This is a genomic window from Rhizobium sp. NFR03, from assembly GCF_900111275.1.
In the GTDB taxonomy this organism is placed as follows: Bacteria; Pseudomonadota; Alphaproteobacteria; order Rhizobiales; family Rhizobiaceae; genus Ferranicluibacter.
Map to the genome: position 1 here is coordinate 634,568 of NZ_FOGR01000004.1, position 22,114 is coordinate 656,681.

General features: G+C 61.9%; 19 protein-coding genes and 1 pseudogene. 8 read left to right on the forward strand and 12 right to left on the reverse strand.

The genetic code is table 11. The features are described 5' to 3' along the window. Positions 1 to 213 precede the first annotated feature (213 nt). Positions 214 to 1,623, reverse strand: coding sequence for an amidase (locus BSG19_RS16095; RefSeq protein WP_092988996.1), 1,410 nt, complete (start codon positions 1,621 to 1,623; stop codon positions 214 to 216). A gap of 103 nt (positions 1,624 to 1,726) precedes the next feature. Here BSG19_RS16095 and BSG19_RS16100 point away from each other — a divergent pair, with 103 nt between their 5' ends. Next, a complete protein-coding gene (locus BSG19_RS16100; RefSeq protein ID WP_092988997.1) occupies positions 1,727 to 2,290 on the forward strand; it encodes a TetR/AcrR family transcriptional regulator in 564 nt (187 codons plus the stop codon). Between the two features lie 367 nt (positions 2,291 to 2,657). Here the strand turns inward: BSG19_RS16100 and BSG19_RS16105 are convergent, their stop codons facing one another. Continuing rightward, a complete protein-coding gene (locus BSG19_RS16105; protein ID WP_092988998.1) occupies positions 2,658 to 3,350 on the reverse strand; it encodes a type 1 glutamine amidotransferase domain-containing protein in 693 nt (230 codons plus the stop codon). A 115-nt stretch (positions 3,351 to 3,465) separates the two neighbouring features. On the opposite strand from BSG19_RS16105, the gene BSG19_RS16110 reads away from it, so the two are divergent. Continuing rightward, a complete protein-coding gene (locus BSG19_RS16110; RefSeq protein ID WP_092988999.1) occupies positions 3,466 to 4,374 on the forward strand; it encodes a LysR family transcriptional regulator in 909 nt (302 codons plus the stop codon). Positions 4,375 to 4,650: 276 nt separating this feature from the next. Here the strand turns inward: BSG19_RS16110 and BSG19_RS16115 are convergent. Both BSG19_RS16115 and BSG19_RS16120 read right to left on the reverse strand, forming a co-directional pair. After that, positions 4,651 to 5,263, reverse strand: a pseudogene (locus BSG19_RS16115) (hypothetical protein); the annotation flags it as partial. Between the two features lie 52 nt (positions 5,264 to 5,315). Then, on the reverse strand, positions 5,316 to 7,550 hold the full coding sequence (locus tag BSG19_RS16120) for a putative bifunctional diguanylate cyclase/phosphodiesterase (protein ID WP_092989000.1): 2,235 nt from the start codon (positions 7,548 to 7,550) through the stop codon (positions 5,316 to 5,318). Positions 7,551 to 7,858: 308 nt separating this feature from the next. Between BSG19_RS16120 and BSG19_RS16125 the strand changes: the two genes are divergently transcribed. Together BSG19_RS16125 and BSG19_RS16130 are read left to right on the forward strand one after the other, a co-directional pair. Then, complete coding sequence (locus tag BSG19_RS16125; RefSeq protein ID WP_139274785.1) at positions 7,859 to 8,068, forward strand: hypothetical protein; 210 nt, start codon at positions 7,859 to 7,861, stop codon at positions 8,066 to 8,068. Between the two features lie 30 nt (positions 8,069 to 8,098). Further along, positions 8,099 to 9,370 carry a hypothetical protein gene (locus BSG19_RS16130; protein WP_092989002.1) on the forward strand — a complete coding sequence of 424 codons (1,272 nt, stop codon included), beginning with the start codon at positions 8,099 to 8,101 and terminating at the stop codon, positions 9,368 to 9,370. Between the two features lie 619 nt (positions 9,371 to 9,989). Here the strand turns inward: BSG19_RS16130 and BSG19_RS16140 are convergent. From BSG19_RS16140 to BSG19_RS16160, 5 genes are read right to left on the reverse strand one after another with little or no spacing between them, the layout of a single operon-like run. Further along, positions 9,990 to 10,613, reverse strand: a complete 624-nt coding sequence (locus BSG19_RS16140) for a hypothetical protein (RefSeq protein ID WP_092989004.1) — start codon at positions 10,611 to 10,613, stop codon at positions 9,990 to 9,992. Further along, the gene (locus BSG19_RS16145; RefSeq protein ID WP_092989005.1) at positions 10,610 to 10,993 is read right to left on the reverse strand and encodes a PulJ/GspJ family protein; all 384 of its coding nucleotides are present in this window, start codon (positions 10,991 to 10,993) and stop codon (positions 10,610 to 10,612) included. Before BSG19_RS16145 ends, BSG19_RS16140 begins: the two co-directional genes overlap by 4 nt. Beyond that, positions 10,977 to 11,444 carry a GspH/FimT family pseudopilin gene (locus BSG19_RS26120; RefSeq protein ID WP_092989006.1) on the reverse strand — a complete coding sequence of 156 codons (468 nt, stop codon included), beginning with the start codon at positions 11,442 to 11,444 and terminating at the stop codon, positions 10,977 to 10,979. The genes BSG19_RS16145 and BSG19_RS26120 overlap by 17 nt, the downstream gene beginning before the upstream one ends. Next, entirely contained in the window at positions 11,441 to 12,658 is a 1,218-nt protein-coding gene (locus BSG19_RS16155) for a type II secretion system F family protein (protein ID WP_092989007.1), read from the reverse strand. The genes BSG19_RS26120 and BSG19_RS16155 overlap by 4 nt, the downstream gene beginning before the upstream one ends. Further along, positions 12,655 to 14,463, reverse strand: coding sequence for a GspE/PulE family protein (locus BSG19_RS16160; protein ID WP_092989131.1), 1,809 nt, complete (start codon positions 14,461 to 14,463; stop codon positions 12,655 to 12,657). Before BSG19_RS16160 ends, BSG19_RS16155 begins: the two co-directional genes overlap by 4 nt. 210 nt (positions 14,464 to 14,673) lie before the next feature. Between BSG19_RS16160 and BSG19_RS16165 the strand changes: the two genes are divergently transcribed. The 3 genes from BSG19_RS16165 to BSG19_RS16175 are packed head-to-tail and all read left to right on the forward strand — an operon-like array spanning position 14,674 to position 16,779. After that, complete coding sequence (locus tag BSG19_RS16165) at positions 14,674 to 15,744, forward strand: hypothetical protein (RefSeq protein ID WP_092989008.1); 1,071 nt, start codon at positions 14,674 to 14,676, stop codon at positions 15,742 to 15,744. After that, complete coding sequence (locus BSG19_RS16170) at positions 15,737 to 16,276, forward strand: hypothetical protein (RefSeq protein ID WP_092989009.1); 540 nt, start codon at positions 15,737 to 15,739, stop codon at positions 16,274 to 16,276. Before BSG19_RS16165 ends, BSG19_RS16170 begins: the two co-directional genes overlap by 8 nt. Continuing rightward, positions 16,273 to 16,779, forward strand: coding sequence for a hypothetical protein (locus tag BSG19_RS16175; protein WP_092989010.1), 507 nt, complete (start codon positions 16,273 to 16,275; stop codon positions 16,777 to 16,779). The genes BSG19_RS16170 and BSG19_RS16175 overlap by 4 nt, the downstream gene beginning before the upstream one ends. 48 nt (positions 16,780 to 16,827) lie before the next feature. On the opposite strand, the gene gspG is transcribed toward BSG19_RS16175, so the two are convergent. The 3 genes from gspG to gspD form a co-directional block, all read right to left on the reverse strand. Then, complete coding sequence (gene gspG / locus BSG19_RS16180; RefSeq protein WP_092989011.1) at positions 16,828 to 17,298, reverse strand: type II secretion system major pseudopilin GspG; 471 nt, start codon at positions 17,296 to 17,298, stop codon at positions 16,828 to 16,830. Between the two features lie 591 nt (positions 17,299 to 17,889). Then, positions 17,890 to 18,807 (reverse strand): type II secretion system protein GspK, encoded by a 918-nt coding sequence (locus BSG19_RS16190; RefSeq protein WP_170866009.1) that lies wholly within the window; start codon positions 18,805 to 18,807, stop codon positions 17,890 to 17,892. A 5-nt stretch (positions 18,808 to 18,812) separates the two neighbouring features. Continuing rightward, positions 18,813 to 20,909: a type II secretion system secretin GspD gene (gene gspD, locus BSG19_RS16195; protein WP_092989014.1), complete on the reverse strand. Its 2,097-nt coding sequence runs from the start codon at positions 20,907 to 20,909 to the stop codon at positions 18,813 to 18,815. Between the two features lie 422 nt (positions 20,910 to 21,331). Here gspD and BSG19_RS16200 point away from each other — a divergent pair, with 422 nt between their 5' ends. Further along, positions 21,332 to 21,925, forward strand: a complete 594-nt coding sequence (locus BSG19_RS16200; protein ID WP_092989015.1) for an SCO family protein — start codon at positions 21,332 to 21,334, stop codon at positions 21,923 to 21,925. The last annotated feature ends 189 nt before the right edge of the window (positions 21,926 to 22,114 follow it).

A 22,114-nucleotide genomic window follows, 5' to 3' on the forward strand; every position in this document is an offset into this window, starting at 1 on the left:
TGCCCAGTGGCCACTAAAGGCCATGTAAAATACGACGACTGCTTAATCGTGTTGCATGATTAAAATAGGTGCAGACCTTGTTTGTCAAGGGGATGTTTACGACAGCGAATGCGGCGTCGGCGGTGTCAATGAGGGGATGCCGAAACATACCAGGAGTGTGTCGATGTCAACGATCGCCGACCAGCATCACGACCGGCGATCCCGTAGACGGGACTATAGGTTCGGGTGCAGGCCACGCACCGAGCTGACGCTTTCCAGCAGCGAGGCGACATGCAGGATCGTTGACTCTGCCTGCCAGGCGCCGACGATCTGAACGTTGATCGGCATTCCCTCGCTACTGGTCCCGAACCGCATCGACACCCCGGGCAGGCCGGTGATGTTGAGCGGCACGGTGGCACCCTGGAGATAGGTCGCATCAACGGTTTGCCCATCGATGACGAACGCCTCGACGCCGTGCTTATGGGCCGGGATCGGTAGCACATGCGTGATCAGGGCGTCATAGCGGGAGAAGTAGTCGGCATAGCCATCCCGAAGCCGTTCGGCGACCTGCTCGGCGTCGATGTAGTCCTTCATGGACGTGTCCGGCAGGGCCAGCATGGTCTTGGCCATCTTGTAGAGCTCATCGTCTCCGCGACCTGCAATCGCCTCCTCGAAAGCGGGTTTCATTTCCATGACGTGCAGGCGGTTGAAGACGTCGAGTGCGAAGTCTCGCTCAAGCGCGGGAATGCCGACCTGCTCGACAAAGACGCCGATGTCGCTCAAGGCCGCGGCGGCTGATTTGACTGTCGCAGCAACCTCGGGGTCTACCGGACCAAATCCTGGACCGACCATCCAGCCGACACGGAGTTGACGGGACGGCTGCTGACCAAGACCAGCGTCGAACAAGGTGGTGCTGCTGGCAAAGGCATCCTTGCCGTCAGGTCCCGCCAGTTGCGAGAAGGCAAGCGCGATATCGCGGACCGAGCGGGCCATGGGTCCGACATGCCAGAAACGGCGCGGAGCGCGCGGCCAGATGCCGGTCATCGGCACGCGTCCGTGCGTCGCCTTCATCGATGTGATCCCCGTTTGTGCTGCCGGTCCGCGGACCGATATGGCAAGGTCGGTTCCAAGGCCGATCGGTGACATCCCGGCTGCAATGGCAGCAGACTCGCCTCCGCTCGATCCGCCCGGCGTGCGATCGAGATCCCAGGGATTGTTCGAGCGGCCGGAGAGAAGATTGTCGCTCTCAATCCAGTAAGAGAATTCCGGAAGGTTCGTCTTGGCCAGCAGGATGCCGCCGGCTTTCTTCATGCGGGCGACGCTCGTGGCATCTTCGTCCGGGAGGCGGCCCTTGAAGATCGGCGAGCCCCGCTGCGTGAGTACGCCGCCCGTGTCGATCGAATCCTTGACTGTGAACGGCACGCCATGGAGGGCCCCAAGCTCACCTCCGGCAAGAACGGCGGCTTCCGCAGCCTTCGCTGCGTCCAGTGCGCCCGCAGCGACGGTGACGATCGCGTTGACGTGAGGGTTGGTCGCTTCGATCCGATCGAGGTGTGCCTGCATGATCTCGACGGGCGATACCTCCTTCGTCCGGATCAGTTCTGCAAGTTTCGTGGCATCAAGATAATTCAGTTCGCTCGTCATCGTTCTCATCCTAACTAACAATCGTTAGGTGGTAGCTAAGACTATCTTTCTGATCCGTCAACCCCTATCTAACAATCGGTAGGCAAGATGAGAGGGCTACGGAATGAGTGCGAATGCGAAAGAAGCCATTCTGGCTGCCGGTCGGCTGAGTGCCCAAGCACATGGCTATGGTGGCTTGAACATGCGCGAACTGGCGGGTGAGGTCGGCATCAAGGCTGCCAGTATCTACCATCATTTCGCAAGCAAGGCTGAGCTCGCTGCAGCAATCGCGGAACGGTACTGGCAGGATACGAAGGCTTGGCTGGACGAGGTGGAAAGCCGCCATCAAGATCCAAAGGCGAGCCTGCGCGAGTACCCCGACACGTTTCGGAACTCGCTGGTAAATGGCAACCGCCTCTGCCTTGGAAGCTTCCTCGGCGCCGAGTACGACGATCTCCCGGAGCCGGTTCGAAGGCAGGTCCAGACGTTCGCCGACGTCAACGTTGCGTGGCTCCAAGACCGCTTGATCGAGGCGGAGATGGTTGAGAAGGAGAACGCGGAGGACCGGGCACGTGCCATCTTCGCAGCGATCGCCGGTGCCCAGCTTGTTGCACGCAGCCGTTCCGATATCACCATCTTCGATGCGATGATCACGAGCTACCAAAGGGCAGGGCTTCTCCCACAGTAGTGAGCCGTCGGCGGTTTAAGGTTTCGGGGCGACCTTGGACTATCAATAGCGAGGCCGGGGACCAGTTCCCCAACGACAAGCTCAGGTCTTGCAGAAGCTAAGCAGACCCGAACCTTCGTCATGGACCGAGAGCAGATGGTCTAGAACTTAGCAAGAGTCCGTTACCGAGGGCAGAGCCTTGCCGGTAATATGGCGGCACTTGTAGGCAACTTCGCATGCGTCGCGCACCCTGAGCCCTGCAAGCCTCGGCTGAGTGGATTCAGCTTGCCGGGGTGAGGGAAACGCCGCCTGCCGTCGGCGATAGATCCGCAGTACGTGTCTTCAGGAATGAGGAGGCGTCGCCTTGCGGCGGTGCCTCGTAGGGTCCTCAGGCGACTTTGGCCATTCGCAGGGTCTTGATCAGGACGGCAGCCGTCTCGAGCGAGGAGCCGGGGTTCTGGCCGGTGATCAGCAACCCATCCTGGACCACATAAGACGACCAGTCGGGGCCGCTGGAATAGAGGCCGCCGTTCTGCTTCAGCACGTCTTCGACCAGGAAGGGCACGATCGTCGTCAATCCAACGCCGTCTTCTTCCGAGTTCTTGAAGCCGGTGACCTTTCTGCCCTGGACCAGCGGCGTGCCGTCTGCGGCCTTCACGTGGCGCAGGACGCCCGGTGCGTGGCAGACGAAGGCAACAGGCCTGCCGGCGCGGGACAGGGATTCGATGATGGCGATGGAGTCCTTGTCTTCCGCCAGATCCCAGAGCGGGCCATGACCGCCGGGATAAAACACCGCATCGTAATCTTCTGGCCAGACGGAGGCGAGCGGGACGGTTTCGGCCAGGACCGCCTGGGCGGCGGGATCGGCCTTGAAGCGCTGCGTCTGCTCCGTCTGGAAGCTCGGTTCGTCGCTCTTGGGATCAAGCGGCGGCTGGCCGCCCTTCGGTGAGGCTACGGTGATCTTGGCGCCGGCTTCAAGGAAGGCGTAGTAGGGAGCTGCGAACTCTTCCAGCCAGAACCCGGTCTTGCGGCCGGTATCGCCCAGTTGGTCATGCGAGGTCAGAACCATCAGAATGTTCATGTGCGTGATCCTTTCGATCTGTCCGACTGTTCGGATGGCCTGATCATGCCCCGTCTCGCACCATTCCGGAAATTTATCTTCTTGATTTCAGTTATGCTGCCGTCAATATGACTGGATGAAGTACGACCTTAATCTTCTGCCGGTGTTCCTGACATTGATGGACGAGCGAAACGTCACGCGCGCCGCCGAGCGGTTGGGCATGACGCAGCCAGCTTTGTCGAACGCGTTGAACCGCCTTCGGGACACCTTGCGCGATCCGCTTTTCATTCGGGAGCGCTACGGAATGCGGCCGACGCAGATGGCCGAGGAGCTGGCACCGGCGGTGCGCGCGGCTCTCTCCAGTCTCAACGAGGCGATCGGCGGGCAGCAGGAATTCGATCCCGAGCGCGCCACCCGCCAATTTACGATCGCGCCCAACAGCTATGTCGAGTTCGTGCTGATGCCGGTCATCGTGGCGCGTTTGAGGGAACTGGCCCCCGGCATCCGCCTGCGCCTGACGCCCTTCGGCAACGACCTCGTTGAAACCGGCGCTGTGTCCGGCGCCACGGAAATGGTGATCGGCAGGATCGTCGATCCGCCCGACAACATGGTCGTTCAACACCTCCTCGACGATGGTCTCGCCTGCGTGGTGCGGAAAGATCATCCTGATGTCGCCGATCACCTCTCCAAGGACCAGTACGAGCGCATGAAGCACGTCAACGTGGTGCCGCCCGGACGGATGCGGGCCGGCCTTTTCCAGGCGTTGCAGCAGAGCGGTGTCACGCGCGATGTGGCGGTATCGGTCACGCACTTCCTGGCCGTGCCCGAAATGATCGCGGTGAGCGACTACTGTGCGACGCTACCGGGCCTGATCTGCCAGCGTCTGGCGCGGGACGAGAGGCTGAAGGTGCTGCCGGCTCCCGTCGATCTCGGAACGTTTCCGGTGGAGCTTGCCTGGCATGTGCGCTACCGCAGCGACCCTGCCCATCGCTGGCTACGGGCTTTGATCTCAGACGTGGCAAAGGAGCTGTACCTTCCCTCGTAGACGGTCATGCTGGGTCAGGCAGTGTCGAAAGCTGGGACCACGACGCTGGGGTCGAGCCGATCGTTTTAACAGCGGCCCGGCAAGCACGGTGTGCAATCATGTTTGGCAACCAGGCTTCCATGGTGCGGACATTTTTCGTCAGCTCTCCGGTGCCTGAACAGAAATTACCCATGCTTTTTGCGCTGATGACGCAGACGGTTCGCATCCCTCAAGGCGATAAAGCTTCCGGGAGGAGGCCCGGTATGCGCCGGGCCTCCACGTGTTCTGTCCTGGGCCTCAGTGGCAGCCGCCGCTCTTCGTCTTGTCCTTCTGTACACAGCAATCCGCCGGGCGATTGTCCTTGCTCTGGCCTTTCCTTTCGACCGGCAGGTCCATCGCGATATTGGCGTCGAAGAAGCCGTTCGGCTTCAGTGTGAAACCGGCATATTCGACGGGCATGATCGGAAAATCCTCCGGCTTGCAGACATGGGTGTGGCCGAAGGAATGCCATAGCACGAGGTCGGCATTCTCGATGTTGCGGTTCTGCTGAACATACTTTGGCAAACCATGTGTCGAAGACATTGCCGTAGGGGTTGTCGTCACCCCAGGGACGGGGCACGAATTCATGTTCGGTGACGGTATTGCCGCCGCCGTCGACATCCATATGCAGGCGGGCGTTGAAGAAGTGCTGGTGCGTCGGGCCGCCGAGATTGTCATCGACCATACCGCCCCACTGATAGGTTTCGCCGGGGGCCACGGCTGCCGTCTGGATGATGCCGGTGAGCTTGGCTTCGAGCTGGATCGTGCCATCCTGGTAGAGATACCAGTAGAAGCCGTAGTCGTAATTGCCGACAGTGGCGAAGAAGGAAATAACAAGACGGCGCGAGCGGCGGACCTCGAAGATGCCGTTGCCAACGCTGTCGTCGCTGGGTCACACGCTCAGTTACCGCCTGATTCTCTCATCAGGCCGCTTGATTTTCTACAGATAGCACGCGCTCCAGCAGACGTACGCACTCTTGGGCTTCCATAGGACGGCCGAACAGATAGCCCTGAACCTCTCTGCAACCGCAGCCGCGCAGGAAATCTACCTGATCCTGTGTCTCTACGCCTTCGGCGACGACGTGAAGACCTAGTTTTTGGGCCAGCGCAATAATGGTTTCGGTTATGGCCATGTCGCCAGCGTCCGCCGGAATGTCCTTGACGAAGGAGCGATCGATTTTCAGCCGATTTACCGGAAGGCTCTTGAGCGCGCTGAGGCTTGAATATCCTACGCCAAAATCATCGATCGCAAGCCGGACGCCGAGCGTGTTCAACTCGTCCATCATGGCCCTGGCTTTCGGTAAATCCTGCATGATCAGGCTTTCGGTTAGTTCCAGTTCCAGATAGCGCGCTTCAAGGCCGGATTCTGCGAGAATTTCGGCGACACGCGCGGCCCAGTTCGGTTCGCCGAACTGGCGGGCGGAAACATTGACGCTGACCACGACAGGCGCGAACCCCGCATCCTGCCACGCCCTGTTCTGCTGGCATGCCGTCTTCAGCACCCAGTCGCCGATAGGCACGATCAACCCCGTTTCTTCCGCTAGCGGAATGAACTCGGCCGGCGAGACCGTGCCGCGGTCGGGATGGTTCCAGCGCACCAGTGCCTCGAAGGCGAAGATATGCCCGGTGTCGATGTCGATCTGAGGCTGATAGTGAAGAACGAACTGATCACCGGTAATCGCATCGCGCAGTTGCTGATGATGAAGCAGCTTTGCGTTAGACATCGCGGCCAGCTCCGGCGAAAAAAACTGCGTGTTGTTGCGACCGCAAGCCTTGGCGCGATACATGGCAAGATCGGCGTTGGCGAGCAGGGCTGCTGACGTATCCCCGTGTTCCGGAAAGCTGGCGACGCCCATCGAGAAGGTAATTTGGAACGAGCGTCCTGACAGCGTCAATGGCTCGCAGATTGTGCGTCTTAGATCGTGAAGCCTCTCATGGCCGAAATCGCCTTCGGGCGACGGGTCCGTCAGGAGAAGGACGAATTCGTCGCCGCCGAGCCTTGCGATCAGATCCGACCTCCCGATGCTGCACGTTGCCCGGTCGGCGATCGTTTTCAAAAGTTGATCTCCGGCATCATGGCCGAGACTGTCGTTGATCAGCTTGAAATTGTCGAGGTCGAGGAAAGCCAGTGTCACCCGACCGTCTTGTTCTTTCGCCAGTTCGAGAGCGGAGGTCAGGCGTTCGTGGAACGTCAGACGGTTGGGAAGTCCGGTCAGCGCATCGTGACGCGCCATGAACTGGATGGTTTGTTCGGCCTGTTTGCGCTCGACAGCAACGCCCAGCATGTAGGATGCCATGGCGATGATGTCGGACTGCGACGTGGTCGGAGACGCGACGCTCGAGGTATAAAGCGAGAACGTGCCGAGCACCTCGCCTTGATAGGACACTACAGGGGCCGACCAGCTTGAACGGATTGCGCACGTCGTCGCCGCTTCGGCAAGCTCCCGCCATACCGGATCTGACTGCACATCCTCGACGATGACGGTTTCGCCTGACAAGACAGCAGGGCCGCCGCACGGGAATGCGTGATCGACATTCATTTGGCCAATCGACGTCCTGAACGCATCCGGAAGATTTGGCGCGATAGGCTCCGATAGATGGCGGCGGTCCTGCGACAACATCTGGACCGATCCGATGGCGCCGGGCACCTGCGCTTCCACCAGGACAATGATGCTACTGACGATGTCTTCGATTGGTACCGAGCGCGCGACCATGCCGAACATGTTTGCCTGCGCGAGCACCAGTGTCTCGGCTTCCTTGCGATCGGTGATATCGTAGGCAAAACCGACCGTGCCGGCGGGCGCATCGTTCGCATCTTTGATGGGAAACCTGGAGGTCAACATCCAGCGGCTGCGGCCGTCGGCACCCACAATTTCCTGTTCCATCCCCACCAATGCTTTTCGCGAGGACAGCACCTCCTGTCCGAACGTATGCGCATTCAAATCCAAATCGATTTTACCGCTGAAGCGGTCCGCCGTGCCAAGGCCGTAGCTCTCGGACGCCACCCGGTTGCCAATGATGAACCGTCCCTCCATGTCTTCTACATAAAGGTTGGCTGGAATATTGTTGATCAACGCCTCGTGCCACCACAGCTTTTCTTCAAGCGCGCGTTGACGGCTCAGGGATTCGTCCTGCTGATCGGGAAGACGACAACTCATTTGGACCAGCCTCGTTTCATAATTCTTGTCAGAGCAATTTCTCTTGTTCGGCCCGCTGCCGCGATGATGTGATTCACAAATCGCCGGCGTCCGTGGTCAGTTTCCTTCGTGATCGCAAGAGCTTATAAAAAGAATTGTATATTAGGAAAGTTAACTTTTCCTAAGTGTTTGGCCAAGAGAATAGATGAGAGGATATGCAAATTAGCCTGTCCAGCTCAGAGAACATTACCAGGATTCAACCAGAAATCTTATACTTCGGATCGGACCGAATGAATTGATCAACACGCTCATGACAGATGGATCGGTTGATGACGGCGCTTTATGACATCATTACCTGGACGCGAGAGAATGGTGAGGTCATGGCGGAAAGCCGTTTGCGGATGCGAACCTTGCCTTTCACCGCCCGCGAGGGGTTGGCGTTTGCCAGCATTGGACCGTCAACCCATGCATCTGAGGAACTCGTCGTTGTTATGCGCAAAGAAGCAAGCGCCGTTGTCGGCATGCCGTGCCCCTATTGACGGCGGCATGTATATCTGAGGATAACGAAAATGATGGTTCCGCTGGAAATCGACCTGGATCACGCCCGCATGATTGTCGGCGGCAAAGATCATGGCAAGGCACATATCCTCCATTGCAACTATTACAACAATTATCTGATGCGCACGATATGGAAGGATGCCGGTCAATTCCTGTCGTCCGAGCCTCTCCTCATCGGCTCTGCTGTCGAGCAGTCGTATTTCCAACTGAAGGGCCTGTTCGAGACATTGAATTTGCGAGGGCTGAAAGAACGCAAGGCATTCGCCAGCAATTTCTACAGTTGGCAGGGATTCGGGCTGCTTGACTTTGGTGCGATCGATGCATCTGGCGGAACGACGATATCCGACAGCCAGCACTATGCCGAAGGTTGGAAGGAACAGTTTGGCACGTCAGACGCGCCTGTCGGCTTCATGACCAGGGGCTGGCTCGCCGGCGCTGCATCCGCCATTTTCGATCTGCCGCAGGACCATTTTTCGACGCATCAAACGGTCTGTGCCGCCGAAACGGGCGGTCATCGCAACATCTTCGAACTCAAGCCGGATGGTGCAAATTATTCCGTGTTCGACGGCAAGGGTGTCGGCCCTCTTTCCGCCTCCCACACCTTGTGTGAGAACCTCGCCAGCAATATCGACGCTGCGGCAGTTGGCGCAGCCGTCCTGACACTTCCGTTGTTCGGATCGCAGGACGTGGATGGCGGCTTGATCAGAAGTTTCGATGTCATGATCACCTGGCATCCTCACCAATACTACGACCGCATCAGCTTCGAATGCGTCAACGAAGCCATCCGAAAATATGGGACGGAGGGAAGGCACGTTGTCGAACCGCTGCTTGAGGAAGCCGGGCATCGCTGCGGCTTCAGGACGTTCGGCGGCATCTGGCGTTCGCCCGAATGGGAGGCCGTGGTCGAGCCGATGTGTGAGACGCGCCAGGACTGGGTCTTCGGGCTTCTGGCTATCATCAACTGCGTCGGGTGGGGGCGGGTCGAGTGTACGAAACTGACGCGTGAGGAAGCCGTGTTCGTGGTTCACGACGACTATGAAAGCGTTGGATATCTAAATCTGTACGGCAGGGCGGATTTTGCCACCACCTACCTTTTCCCGGGCGGGTTCCGGGCCATCATGAACCTGCTCTACAATGGAAATATAGAAGAAAAGCCTCCATTGACCGAGGCCTTCTACGAAGCTCTCAGCCGACGGGCAGATTCTTATCGGACCACCACCGAAAAGTGTCTTTCGATGGGTGACGAGGTCTCGCTATACCGTGTTACGCGCAAGACGGCGTGATCCGATGTCGCGCGCTCATACGTCATCCGCAGCATTTCACGCACGACCCGAAGTAAACTCGGTCGATATCGATGCAGTTCAGGATCGCGACTGTATCGACAGAGCCAAGTTTCGCTACCATTTGGCATTCCCGCTGCCAGAGATATTTTTCAGTCAGTTTCCGGATGCCGGGGTGACAATCCGTGAATTCTCTAGAATGGTTCCGAAGGGGAGAGATCTATTCAGTATCGTGAAACCCGGAATGTTTCGGGCGGACGGTCTCGTGCGCGATACAAAGATGACGGTTTCGTTTCACGGCGACCCTCAGGACTGGCCCCGTGATCTAATGCGCAATTTCGAACTGCGACTTACCGCGTCGGGATATGGGAAGATCCGCTACGTTGCCGGCGCAAAGCCGAAATGCGCAGAATGTCCTGCGCGTTTCGACAAGAAATGCGCAGGTCTCCATACAGACGATGCTGCCCTGCCGGGCACAATCACGGCAAGAGCCTTCGGGGCATCGTCCTCTTCAGCCGGCACGTCGTAGGGTAACCGAACGGCAATAACCAACGCCGCTGCTGATACCCGGCACATCGCTCCGCATGTCGGACTGTCATCAGCATATCATGGCAGGACAGGCTTAAGGAGGGTTCGCTTCGGAGCCGGCCTGTGCCGAGCGTCCTGCGAGCGCGATCGTCAGCGGCCGCCACCGGCGCGAGTTGCCGGCCTTGAAGACGATGGCGATATCGACGAGGTCGGGCAGGGTCTCACCCGGTGCGATCCGGGCGATCGTCTTGCCGCCCCTGCGAAAGGAAAACGAGAAGGCGGTAATGCCTTCGACGAGCACGGATCGCCCCGTCTCCAGCCGGAAATCCTCCCGGTCCATGCTGCGCCGCTCGACGAGCGAAAAGTCACCCGGTCCGTCCGGCTCCAGCGAGAGGAGCACGCGCACCAGCCCACCTGTTTCGAAGGCGGGATCCGATGGTGCCACGAAACTCAGCGTGGTCGTCTCGCCCTTGAAAAGGCGATCCTCGCCCAGCAGCGACTGGCCGATCGCTTCGGAGACGGTGCGGCGGAGGTGGTCGCGGACCGCCGCCATCTCGTCGCCCGCCGCGATGCGTTCGGCCACAGGCAGCATCGCCCGCACTGCGCCGAGCCCGTTGGTCATGAAGATCGCAACGAGAACCAAAAGGCCCAGCACCACCAGCAATTCCACGAGGGTCGTGCCGTCTTCGCCGCTTTCGTAGACCGGCTCTTCGCTCATGGTTCCTTCCCGTAGACGACGGAGGACAGCACCGGCGGGCCGGCGGAATTGCCCACGCGAATGTGGATCGCATAGGCTGGAACTGCAGCCCCCGGCATATCGACCTGCACCGCGTCCAGCCACCAGTCTAGCCCGTCGCGATGGCCGGCCTCGCGTCCGACGCGAACCGGGACGTCGGCAACCCGCTCTGACAGCACGTCTTCGGCGACGGAGAGGCGGTCGCGGATCCGTTCGACACGGTCCACGGCCATGGTGGTTCCCGAAAAGACGCGCAGCATGGCCAGCGTGACGAGCGACAAGATGGCGAGGCCGACGAGAACTTCGGCCAGCATCATTCCTTCTTCGCCGCCCCCGGCACCCGTGTCATCGTGTGGCGCCATGGTGCTCCTCGCGAATAAGGCCTGTCAGCCAGTCGACGGTGATCGAGCGATGCTCGCCGCCGGCTCCAATATCGACGCGACCGCCCGACGAGCGCCCGTCGGGCAGGAAGGCAATGACGGACAGGCCGGACCCGCCTGCTTCGCGCGCGGTTTCCACAGACAGCGTCGCGCCTTTTGCTATGGCGACAGGCGGCGTGCCGTCCCGCCCCATCGTGCGTGCGGTAACATCGAAGGTGACGTTGGATCTGCGTCCATTCTGGATCGCATCGATGCGGGCAAGCTTCAGAAGCGTGACCACGGCGGTCGTCGTGCTTGCCGCCACGCGCACGTTCGCGGCGGGACGCAGCCCGACCGTCGCCACCGACGCGACGCCGACGAGAATGGCGAGGACCACCATCATCTCGACGAGGGTAAAGCCTGCCTCCGTCGCGCGCGGGACAGGCCGGGTCACGGGGTCGCCGCCAGATCGTTGACCGAGAGCACGGCGCTCATGATCGACATGATCAATCCGCCGATCACAAGCCCCATGACGCAGGTGATGACGGGCGTGAGCACGGTGAAGAGCCGGTCGATGCGGGTTCGGACGTTTTCCTCGGCAAGATCGGCGGCGCGCAGGAGCATGTCGGCGAGGCGATTGACCTCCTCGCCGGTGCGGATCATGTCCAGCATCTGCGGTGCAGCCTTCCCAAGCGGCGACAGGGCATCGGACAGCCGCGCTCCCTCCTGGATGCGGCGATGAGAGAGGGCCAGGGTCTCGCGGAAGAGATGGCCACCGGGCAGATCGACGGTCGCGCGCAGGGCGTGAAGCAGCGGCACATTGGCCGCGACAAGCGTTCCGAGAATACGGCAGACCCGCCCGACGTCTATTTCGTTCAGCATGCCGCCGAGAAGCGGCAGGCGCCGCACATTGCGGTTTCTCCACGCGCGCGCCTGCGGCCGCCGCCACCAGACGAGGAGGGCAAGGCCGATGGCGACGCTTGCGCCTGCAAGCAACGGGCCATTTTCGGAAAAGAAGGTTTCCGCGGCTTTCATGAAACGGATCGGGGCCGGAGCGACGACACCGGGCGCATCGAAGAGTGGCGCGATCGAGGGGAGCAGCGAGGTGACGACGAGCCCGATGATGCCGAGTGCCATGACGAGCAGAAGAGCCGGGTAGATCAGCGCGGAAACGATGGCGCTCTGCATTTCCTGTTGACGGCGCATGGCCTCCGCTGTCCGCGCGACGACCTCGGACAGCATCCCGGTCATCTCGCCTGCGCGCACGGTTTCGACAGCATCCTCCGCAAACACGGCGGGATGAGCGCGCATGGCGTCCGACAGGGAACGCCCGGCGACGACCGACTGGAGCATGGCCTGGACGACGGGCCGAATACGACCGGAGGCCTGGCGCAGCGACAGGCGGAGCGCCTTGTCCACGGTGAGATCGGCCTCGAGCAGGGTTGCGAAATCCTGAAAGAACCGCATGACGTCGCGACGCGACGGCTTGTCTCCGCCAGACAGATCGCGTTTCCAGAAGGGCAGTGCCTCTGCGGCGGGCGTCAGCGAGACCATGCGCAGCCCCGCCGCCCGCAACTGGGACAGCGCGCCCTCCCGGCTATCGGCCTGAAGGCGGCCGGTGCGGCGAAGCCCCATTTGATCGATCGCTTCGAACCGGAAGGTGTTCACGAAACGGCCTCCCTCAGGTCCGGCATGCCATCGAGATCGAGATTGCGCAGGACATCCTCGATGCAGACATCGCCCGCGATCACACGCCCGATGCCGACCGACGCGAGCGAGCGCATGCCGAGCGAGTTAGCATGAGCCTCTATTTCGGCCTCCGACGCTCCATCGGCGATCATCGAGCGTGCGGTGCGGTCGAGATCGAGAACCTCGGCGACCACGGTGCGCCCGCGATACCCCGTCCCTGCGCAGTGCGGGCATCCGACGGGCCGTGCCAGGCGGAGCGGACGCTCCGCATATTCCGGCCGACGCCGAGCGACGAGCCGTCGTTCGGCGTCGGTCGCGGGCGTCTCTGTCTTGCAGGCGTCGCACAGCAGCCGAAGCAGCCGCTGGGCGACCACTCCGTTAAGGACGGCGGCAAGCAGGTAGGGTTGTAACCCCATGTCGATCAGACGGGTAATCGTGGCGGCCGCAGAGTTGGTATGCAGCGTGGACAGAACGAGATGTCCGGTCAGCGACGCCTGGACCGCGATCCGGGCCGTCTCGGCGTCGCGAATTTCGCCGATCATGACGATGTCGGGATCCTGCCGCAGGATGGAGCGCAGCGCGGCTGCAAAATCCAGCCCGATATCGGCATGCGCCTGCACCTGCGTGACGCCAGCGATGCGGTATTCCACGGGATCCTCGACCGTGATGATCTTGCGCGTCCTGTCGTTGACCCGGGCGAGCGCCGTGTAGAGCGTCGTCGTCTTGCCGCTGCCGGTGGGACCCGTGACGAGGAATAGCCCGTTCGGCCGTTCAGTCATGCGCTCGATCGAGCCGATCATCGCGGCGTCGAGGCCAAGGCCCTCGAACCCGCTGGCGGCGAGGCTGCGTCCGAGAAGGCGCAGGACGAGACTTTCCCCGTGCGGCGTCGGAAGGACGGAAACACGCACGTCCACCTCGCGGCCGCGATCGACCATCTTCATGCGCCCGTCCTGCGGAAGCCGGCGCTCGGCGATATTAAGGCCGGCGAGGATCTTCAAGCGGGTGGAAAGGCCGTTATGGAGCGATTTCTGGTAGGTTTCCGGCAGCACGAGCATGCCATCGACCCGGTAGCGTACGCGCAGTTCGGTCTCGCCCGGTTCGACGTGGATATCGGTCGCGCCCTGTTCGAATGCGGTTCTGAAAAGGTGGTTTGTCAGCCTGATGATCGGGGCGCGGCGGGAGACGTCCTCCAGCCGGTCGAGCGCGTCGTCGATGACGTCCTCGTCGTCTCCGTTCCCTCCCGCCTCGCCGTTGCCGACCGAATCCTCGCCGTAAAGCGTGCGGAGTGCGGCCTCGCAGGCTGCGGGACCGACGACGAGAAAGTGTACGTCGCGCGCCAGACTATAGGCCAGCGCGCCCATGAGATCGTGGTCGAAGACATCGACGATCGCGACCGTGGCCGAGGCCGCATCTTCGCGGACGGGCACTATTCGCTGTCGGCGGCAAAGCTCGGGCGGCAGGAGATCCGTCAGGACGGCTTTCTCTGGAAGGTCGCCCGGCGCAAGCACGCCAAAGCCGCAGAAACGGGCAAGCGCATGTGAGAGATCCACCTCCGCAATCAGCCCGAGTTCGGTCGCCAGCACAGGCAGACAGTCAAACCGCCCGCCCTCCATGGCCGATTGCAGCCGGTCGAGCTGGGCTTGATCGAGGACGGCCTGTTCTCGCAGGACGGCGAGGAAATCGGTCGCTGACCGGCCGGTCCCGCCGTTCGGCTGCGGCCGGTCCGCGTTGCGCCGATCGTGTTTTGGCCCCGACGGCCGCCGTTTCGCACCCCAGATCAGCATCGGACCGTTCCATTCCTCGCATGCCATCGCACGATCGTCGGAGACCTTCACCGCAACACGCGCCGATGGCGCAGGCGCTTCGGTATGGCATGCGAAGAGCCGGCTGTCCGGAAGGCGACGGGCGGTTCGGCATCAAGAACCAATTGTTTAACGAACTGTAGAGGGTTAAGGTTTAGAAAGAGTTTATATACAATCCACCAGCCGGTTCCCATGATCTCCTCAGCCGATAACCGCCTGTCATCCGCAACACTTTCCGAAACTGTGCGCCGGGGTGTCGGCTGGTGGCTCGGCGAACTGCGCGCGATGGTACCTGCTGCTTTTCTCGCCCGTGCTCCCGGCAAGAGAACCTGCGACCTGACAATCCGTATGCTGCCGGATGGCGAACTGACAGTCGAGACGCAGGACACTGCGCCGCTTGCGGTTTCGTCCTTAGAATTCGCGGGTGTTGTGGATGCCATTGCCGAGCGCGGCCGGAGCGCGACGCTCCACCTGGACGTTCCCAGAACGCTTTGCCTCGTGCGCGCCAGCACTCTGCCGCGACAGGCGTTGCGCGCTGCGCGTGCGATCCTCGGGCATGAGATGACAGAGAGCACGCCGCTCCGGCCGGAGGCGGTTCTCTGGGACTGGTATGTCGAGGCGGAGGATCCGGTAACCGGGCAGTTGCATCTTCGCCAGGTCGTTCTGGGACGCGACCGCATCGCCCGGATTACCACCGTGGTCGAAGCCGCCGGTCTTTCGTTGTCGCGGATCACGGTTGACGGATCTCAGGGACGGGGGCTGCCGGTCGATCTCCTGTCGACCGACGACGCCAGCCTGCGTGGCTTCATCAAGGGTCTGTCACGGCCCGCCCGCCTGCTCTGGGCCGCGGCGCTCGCCATTCTCTTGTGCCTGCCGTTCCTGGTCGCGTTGCGCTCCGGGCAAACGCTGGAGGGCCTCACCGCCCAGAAGCTCGACACCATGACGAAGGTGCGCGGCCTGCCGCCGCTCGACGAGCCTTCGCTTGCGGCAGTGGACGTGCTGGGCCGCGCCCCGAAGCTGACCGTGCTGCTCGACGAGATCTCCGCCCGGCAGACGACGGACGTCTATTATACCGGTATCGACCTTGCCGATGGCCGGATCCGGCTTCGGCTCGGCGGGGGGGATCCAGCGGCTCTCCGAGCCTCGTTCGATCGTTCGGCGATCCTGACCGCCCTGCCGGCCGAAAGGGCAGATCCGCCGGACAGCCTTGCGCTGGAAGTTCGTCCACCCGTTTCGGCGCAGACGGAATATAAGGATGATTGACATCGACCGCTCCGTGTTGCGGCGCCGGGTCGGCGCGCTCGCGATTCTCGGCTGCGTGCTGGGTCTTGCGGCATTGCTTCTGTCGGGACCTGTCTCCGGTTATAACGAAACGCAGTCCGAGATCGAACGCGAGATCGGGACGATCCGCTCGCTCCAGGCGCGGCTTGCCGCCCATCAGCGGCTGAACGGCGCTATTATCAGGAGCCCGAGCCGGGAACAGGCGCTGGAAATAGTGTCTGCCAGCATCCGGAATGCGGCGCCGGACGGCGCGTTTCGCATCGAGACCTTGCAAGGCCTGCCGCAAAGGGATGGCATGGCGGGGCTTCTGGAGGTTGCGGTGACCGCCACCGCAACGCCGTCGGGTGTGCGGAATTTCGTTGAGGCGCTGGAGGCGGGAACACCGCGTCTTGGCGCATCTGCCTTTTCTATCGTACCCGCCGGGCTGCCTGCCACGAACGACGACCGGTCGCCGCTGGTTTTGTCCGCGCGCTTCACCCTTGCCGCCGCCTTTGCCAAAGGAGAGACGAAGTGACCGCTCCCGCCGTCGCGCGCGAAGAGCCGCCGTCCATTCGCCGTTCGCGCCTTCGCCTTCTACCGGCTGAGAGATATGGTGCGATTTGTGCCGCCGCGCTCGCCCTCGTCGCGGGGTCGCTTCTGTTTTGGCCGATATCCGACCTGCCGCCCATGGCTGCGGAAAACACCTCGCCGGGGGGCGCCGCGCCTGAAGCCGGCAGTTTCCTCGCGCGGGCGCCGTTCGATCCCTTGCATCGCCCGGAGACATCGACGGGTATGCTGCCGGTGCCCGGCGGATCGATGCCCCCGCCGGTCGAGGCCTTCGTGGTCAATGGCTTCCTGCTGGATGGCGCGGAGCGGAAAGTCATGTTCGCGTCCGACCCGTCCCGATGGTTCACGCAGGGCATGGATATCGATGGCTGGATCGTGCGGACGATCGAGCCGGAGACCGTGATCCTCACCCGCGGCTCGGAGATCCGCACGATCACCTACGCCGACGCGCTGTCGGGTCAGCAGCCCTGAGCTTGGCGGCTCGCCCGCTGCCTCCCGCGTCTTGTAGGGTCGTCGGTATCAGGGTGTGCCGGTCGTTACGTCCTTGTCCTCGCCATCTCCCCCCGGCAGGCCGTCCCGCCCGAGCGAGGATACGACATAGCCATTGTCCTTGGGCTCGTAGAGATAGGGGCGACCCCAGGGGTCGGTCAGCGCGCCACGGCTCTGGAGGTACGGGCCGCTCCAGCCGCTCACACCCGCAGGTGCCGCCACCAGCGCGGAGAGACCCTGCTCGCCCGTCGGATAGGTGCCCGTGCCGAGGTAGTAAAGATCGACGGCGCTCGCCACGTTCCTGATCTGGAAGGATGCCGTGTCTTTGCGCGCACCGCCGAGATAGCCGAGCACCTTCGGGCCGATCAGCGAGGCGAGCATGGCGATGATGGCGAGAACGACCAGCAATTCGACCAGCGTAAAGCCGTCCTGAGCGGTTTCAGTGGTTCTGGCGGCTTCGGAAGGGCGCGACAGGTGGGGGTGTTGCGGGCTATGTTGCATGGCGAAACCTTTGGGCTCAAACAGCCCCCGCCGGGAGGCTCATGACGTTCTGTGCGCAAAGCCTAATGGAGAAATCGGAATCCGGCGTTAAGATCGAAGGTTCAATGCGCGAGGATCCGGCGCGATGATGCTGTGGGTCATGCTATCCGCTGTGGTACTCTTCGCCATCTGCCTCGTCGTTATCGTCGCGGATCTCCGTCACGGCATCATTCCCGACGCTTGCAATGTCGCGCTGGCCCTTCTCGGCATCTCCGTCTCGGCCATGTCAGGGCGAGATCTTCTCGTGGAACGCCTCATTGACGGGATAATCGTGCTGGCGCTCTTCGTGCTCGTGCGCATCGCCTATCGCCACTGGCGCGGCCGCAGCGGCATCGGGCTCGGCGACGTCAAATTCCTTGCAGCCTCTGCTGTTCTGGTTGGGCTCGACGGCGTGCAGATCCTGCTCCTCGTAGCGTGCCTGTCAGGCCTTGCCACGGTCGGCCTGCGCCGCATGGCGGGCGGCACGGTCACGCCCGTGACCCGCATCCGCTTTGGTCCACATCTGGTCCTCGGCCTTCTCGTGGCGATGGCCGGGCCTTTGGTCTCGGCGGATCACGACGAGGGTTGGCCGGCGGCTGGGGGCAAGAGCGTGGAGAACAGGGCGCAGATGGGTGCCGGTCTCTCGTTCCCCGAACTTTCGACAGAGGCGACCGGCGCGACATCCTCCCGGGGCGAGGGTCTCGCCCATCTGAGAAAACGCGGCGCTTTCCCCTCGGTCACGGCCACGATGGCGCTGCGTGCAAACGTGGCGCGGCCCTTGATCGCCGCTTCGACGACGATGCCAAATGTCGAACGCCGGCTTGGCGTCTGCCAGCGCTCGACGCGGCCTTGTGCGGCGGAATCGATCCTTGCTGCGACCGGCCCGCCCGACGCAACGTCGATCGCCGCGCGGCCGCTGTAGATCGTGAGAAGCGGCTCGATCCGGGCTAGGACGACGGGGGTGACGGCCGGAAGCTGCGCGATCTCCATCGTATCGGCGAAATAGCCGTTTCGCGGCCCCCAGGCCAGTCCGGCCCGCTGGTATTCGAAGCGTTCGGCACCGAAGAGCGGCTGGGAAGCGTCGTCCGGATCGCGGAAGTCGACGATCTGGTTGGCGATGACGTTCGCCGCGTCGGTCGCCAGCCCCGTCGCCGTCAGCACGTCCACCAGCATCGGCAGCGATGCGCCGTTGAGGTCCAGCAGCATGTCCTGGTCCGTTGCGGAAACCGTGATATCCATATCGCGCAGACGACAGTGCTGCGGGCTTCCGTCAGGCACGAGACGCGCCGCCGGCCCGGCGATGTCAAGTGCGGCGAGCCTGGTGAAACCGTCTACAGCGGCGCCCAGCGCGACGGTGCGGACACGATTGGTTTCCTGAAGCACCAGCAGGCGGGAGCGCGCCGCCATGCCTGCCGAAACCATGACGAAGACGAGCACGATCGCGAGGACCGGAATGAGGACGAAGCCGTCTTCCTCGTCGTGCGCCGCCATCCGGCTCATTCGGTCATGCGCAGCAGATCCCAGGTGCTGGACGAGGCCGTGCCGGGCTGCTGGAGGCTGATGGCGTTCAGCCGGCTGCGGAATTCATCGGCGACGGTCTGCGCGGCCGTCTGGTCGCGCATGACGCGTGCCCGGATGAAGATCATGAGTTCCGTCCGCTTCGCAATGTCGTTGCGCGTGCGGAAGGCTGCGCCGATGATCGGCAGCTTGCCGAGAACAGGTACGCCGTCCGTGCTTTTTTGCCGCTTTTCCTGCACGAGACCGCCGATGACGATGCTCTGGCCATCGCCGATGACGACCGTGGACGAAACCTTGCGCTGGCGGATCGTCGGGGAATCGATACCCGAGGTGGTCGTGTTGACCACGTCGCTCACCTCCTGGTCGATATCCAGCAGGATATGGCCGTTGGAACTGATGCGCGGCGTGACGTTGAGGATGACGCCCGTGTCCTTCATCTCGACCTTCGTGACCGTGTTGTCCCCGATATCGGACGTCCGGCTTTCGCTGACGGTCGGCACCTGGTCGCCGATCTGAAGCTTCGCCGTGCGGTTGTCGAGAACGGTGAGTGTGGGCGACGAGACCACCTTCACGTCGGTGATGCGGGACAGCGCATTGAGAACCGCGCGAAAATCCGTGCTTTTCGCGGAGTAGGTGAAGCCGGACGTATCGTTTGCGATATTCCCGTCGTCGTCGTTGGTGAACTTGAACACGTTGGCGGCGCCCAGCGAGTAGCGCAGGCCGAATTTCAGCGTGTCGTCGAGCGTTGCCTCGGCGATGACAGCCTCGATCAGCACCTGGCTCGGCATGCGGTCAAGCCGTGTCAGCATGCCCAGAAGCCGGTCGTAGTCGCGGCGGGAAGCGACAATGACGAGGGAATTATTGGCCTCGTCCGCCACCACGGAGATATTGCCCGGATTGGAGGCGGAGCCGTTTCCACCCGCCGCCATCGCCGTTGCCAACCGGTCGTCCGTCGTGCCGTCCTGCAGGGTCGCCCGTTCCGGCGTCGAGAGGGCGGACAGGGCGCTGCTGCCGGCCGTGCCGTTGCCCAGCGAGTTTTGGACGATGGCCGCCAGTTCCTTCGCCGTGCGGTTCTCGACCTTGTAGATGAACGTCTGCCCGGTGTGGCCGGCCGCCGCATTGTCGAGGCGAGCAATGATCGTGCGGGCCCGGTCGAGGTAAACGCGGCGCGGGGAGATGACGAGAATGGCTTCCAGCTCCCGGCTCGGAAGGAATTTTACGGTGCCCGCACTCTCCTCGGCGCCGGCATTGAACAAAGCCTCGAGCTGCTTGACGAGAACCGCAGGGTCCGCGCCCGAGGAGAGCGGGAAGATGGAGGCGGACATGCCCCTCATCCAGTCCACATCGAAAAGGGTGATCGTCTCCTGCATCGTGTTGAGTTCTGCATTCGTGCCGGTCAGCACCAGCATGTTGCGCTGCGTATCGACGCGCAGGACGCCCTCCGGCGCGATCGACTTGACTATCCTCTCCATCTCGGTCGCCGACGTGAAGGCGAGGGGGACGATGCGGGCCTGTTGACCGGTCGAAACGTCTCCGCCGTTCGACACCCTCACCGAACCGGTCTTCACCCCGTCCAGCACGCCGATCATGAAGGTATCGCCCTGCCTGGAGATGCCGTATCCGCGCGCCGATAGCACGGCCTCGAACGTATCGACCAAAGCCTGTTTCGACATCGGACGCGTGGTCTGCAGCGTCACCGTGCCGGAGATGGCATCGGAAACGGAAAAATTCTTTTTGAGGATTTCGGAGAAAACGGCCTTCGCTGCCATCGCAATCGGCACATTGACCAGATTGAGCGTCACCTTGTCGCCACGATCCTCAAAGGCCGGACGCGAAGGACCTGTGCTTTCTTCCGACAGAAGCGAGATTTCGCCGTTGCCCCGGGCCACCTGACCGCCGGGATAGGCTGGCTGACGCGCACCGCTCGGCAGCGGCGCGCTGAGGGACTGCGTTGCCTCCAGCCCCGTGCGTCCGCCTGCAACCGAGGGTTCTTTCGGGGTGCAGCCCGAAAGTGTCACGCCCGTTGCGGCAAGCAGTGCGACCGGAAGGCAGCATGTCCGAAGTTGTTTGCGCACGCCTTGCTCTCTCGGTGGGCCATTGACTTTAACAAGATGTAAACAGTCGTCGTTAAATTAGGGTTAACTTTATGGGCTGTCGCTTTTTCAAAGCCATGTCGCCAAAACGCAGATTTTACCGCATTTCCGTTTGTCATTCGATATTCATAAGGATGACATTGATCGCCGATGGCGCGAATGACAGGCGTCATTGCCGCGCGTTTGACATGGAAAACTCCTGTCAACGCCTTGCCGGACAAGGGTTTTCACTTGGAGAATGCATGCCTCCGCAGTGACCGCTCCACCGCCTGGTCATGATGCACATCGTGAATATTAAGCAATATCGGCGAATTCGCCTGCCAGTGCCGGTTGCAGGCTCCGGTTAACTTTATCCAGTGGCATGACGCTGATATAGGAATTCCTATATTAGACAGGAAACGGATATGCCTCTTCTTTCTAGCGTGTTTTACGGTGTTCTGCTTGCAGGCATTCTGCTGGTTCAAACGGCGTCCGCGTCGGCTCAGGACATGGCAGCATCCGTGCCACCAGGACTGGTTGATCAGCAAGGCCGCACCTTCGACGCAGCCTCGCTCAAGGGCCGCTGGCATCTGATGTATTTCGGTTTCACGCATTGCCCCGAAGTCTGCCCGACATCGCTGTTCGAAATGACGGCCGCCCTCGACTTGCTGGCGCCCGTCCAGCAGGAACAGATTACGCCTGTCTTCGTCACCGTCGACCCCAAGCGTGACACGCCGGAGCTGATGGCCGCCTACGTCAAGCCGCTCGGCCATGGCATTGTCACAGTCAGCGGAGACGTCGAGGCCATCGATCGCTTCGCCATCAGCCGCCGGATCGTCGCAGTGCGCAATATTCAGGATGGCCCCGATTACACTGTGGACCATACGAGTTCCGTTCAACTCCTCGACCCCCAGGGTCGCGAGGTCGAACGTTTTCCCTACGACATGGACTATCACGAAGTCAGTAGACGGATCGGCACGCATATGAGCGCATCTGCGGGTCCCAACCTTTTGAAATAATGAACCCAATTTGTCGGAAGGACTCTCCGACATATATATTTAAGGAGATAGATATTGACCTGGACCCACCCGTTCCCTTCGCCGCATCTGCGGCCTAATCATCGCGCAGCCCGCCGGACATCGGCCCTGATAAGTCTCTTTTGTCTCGTCTCGTCGCCCGCGCTCGCCGGACCCCCAAATGTAGAGGGG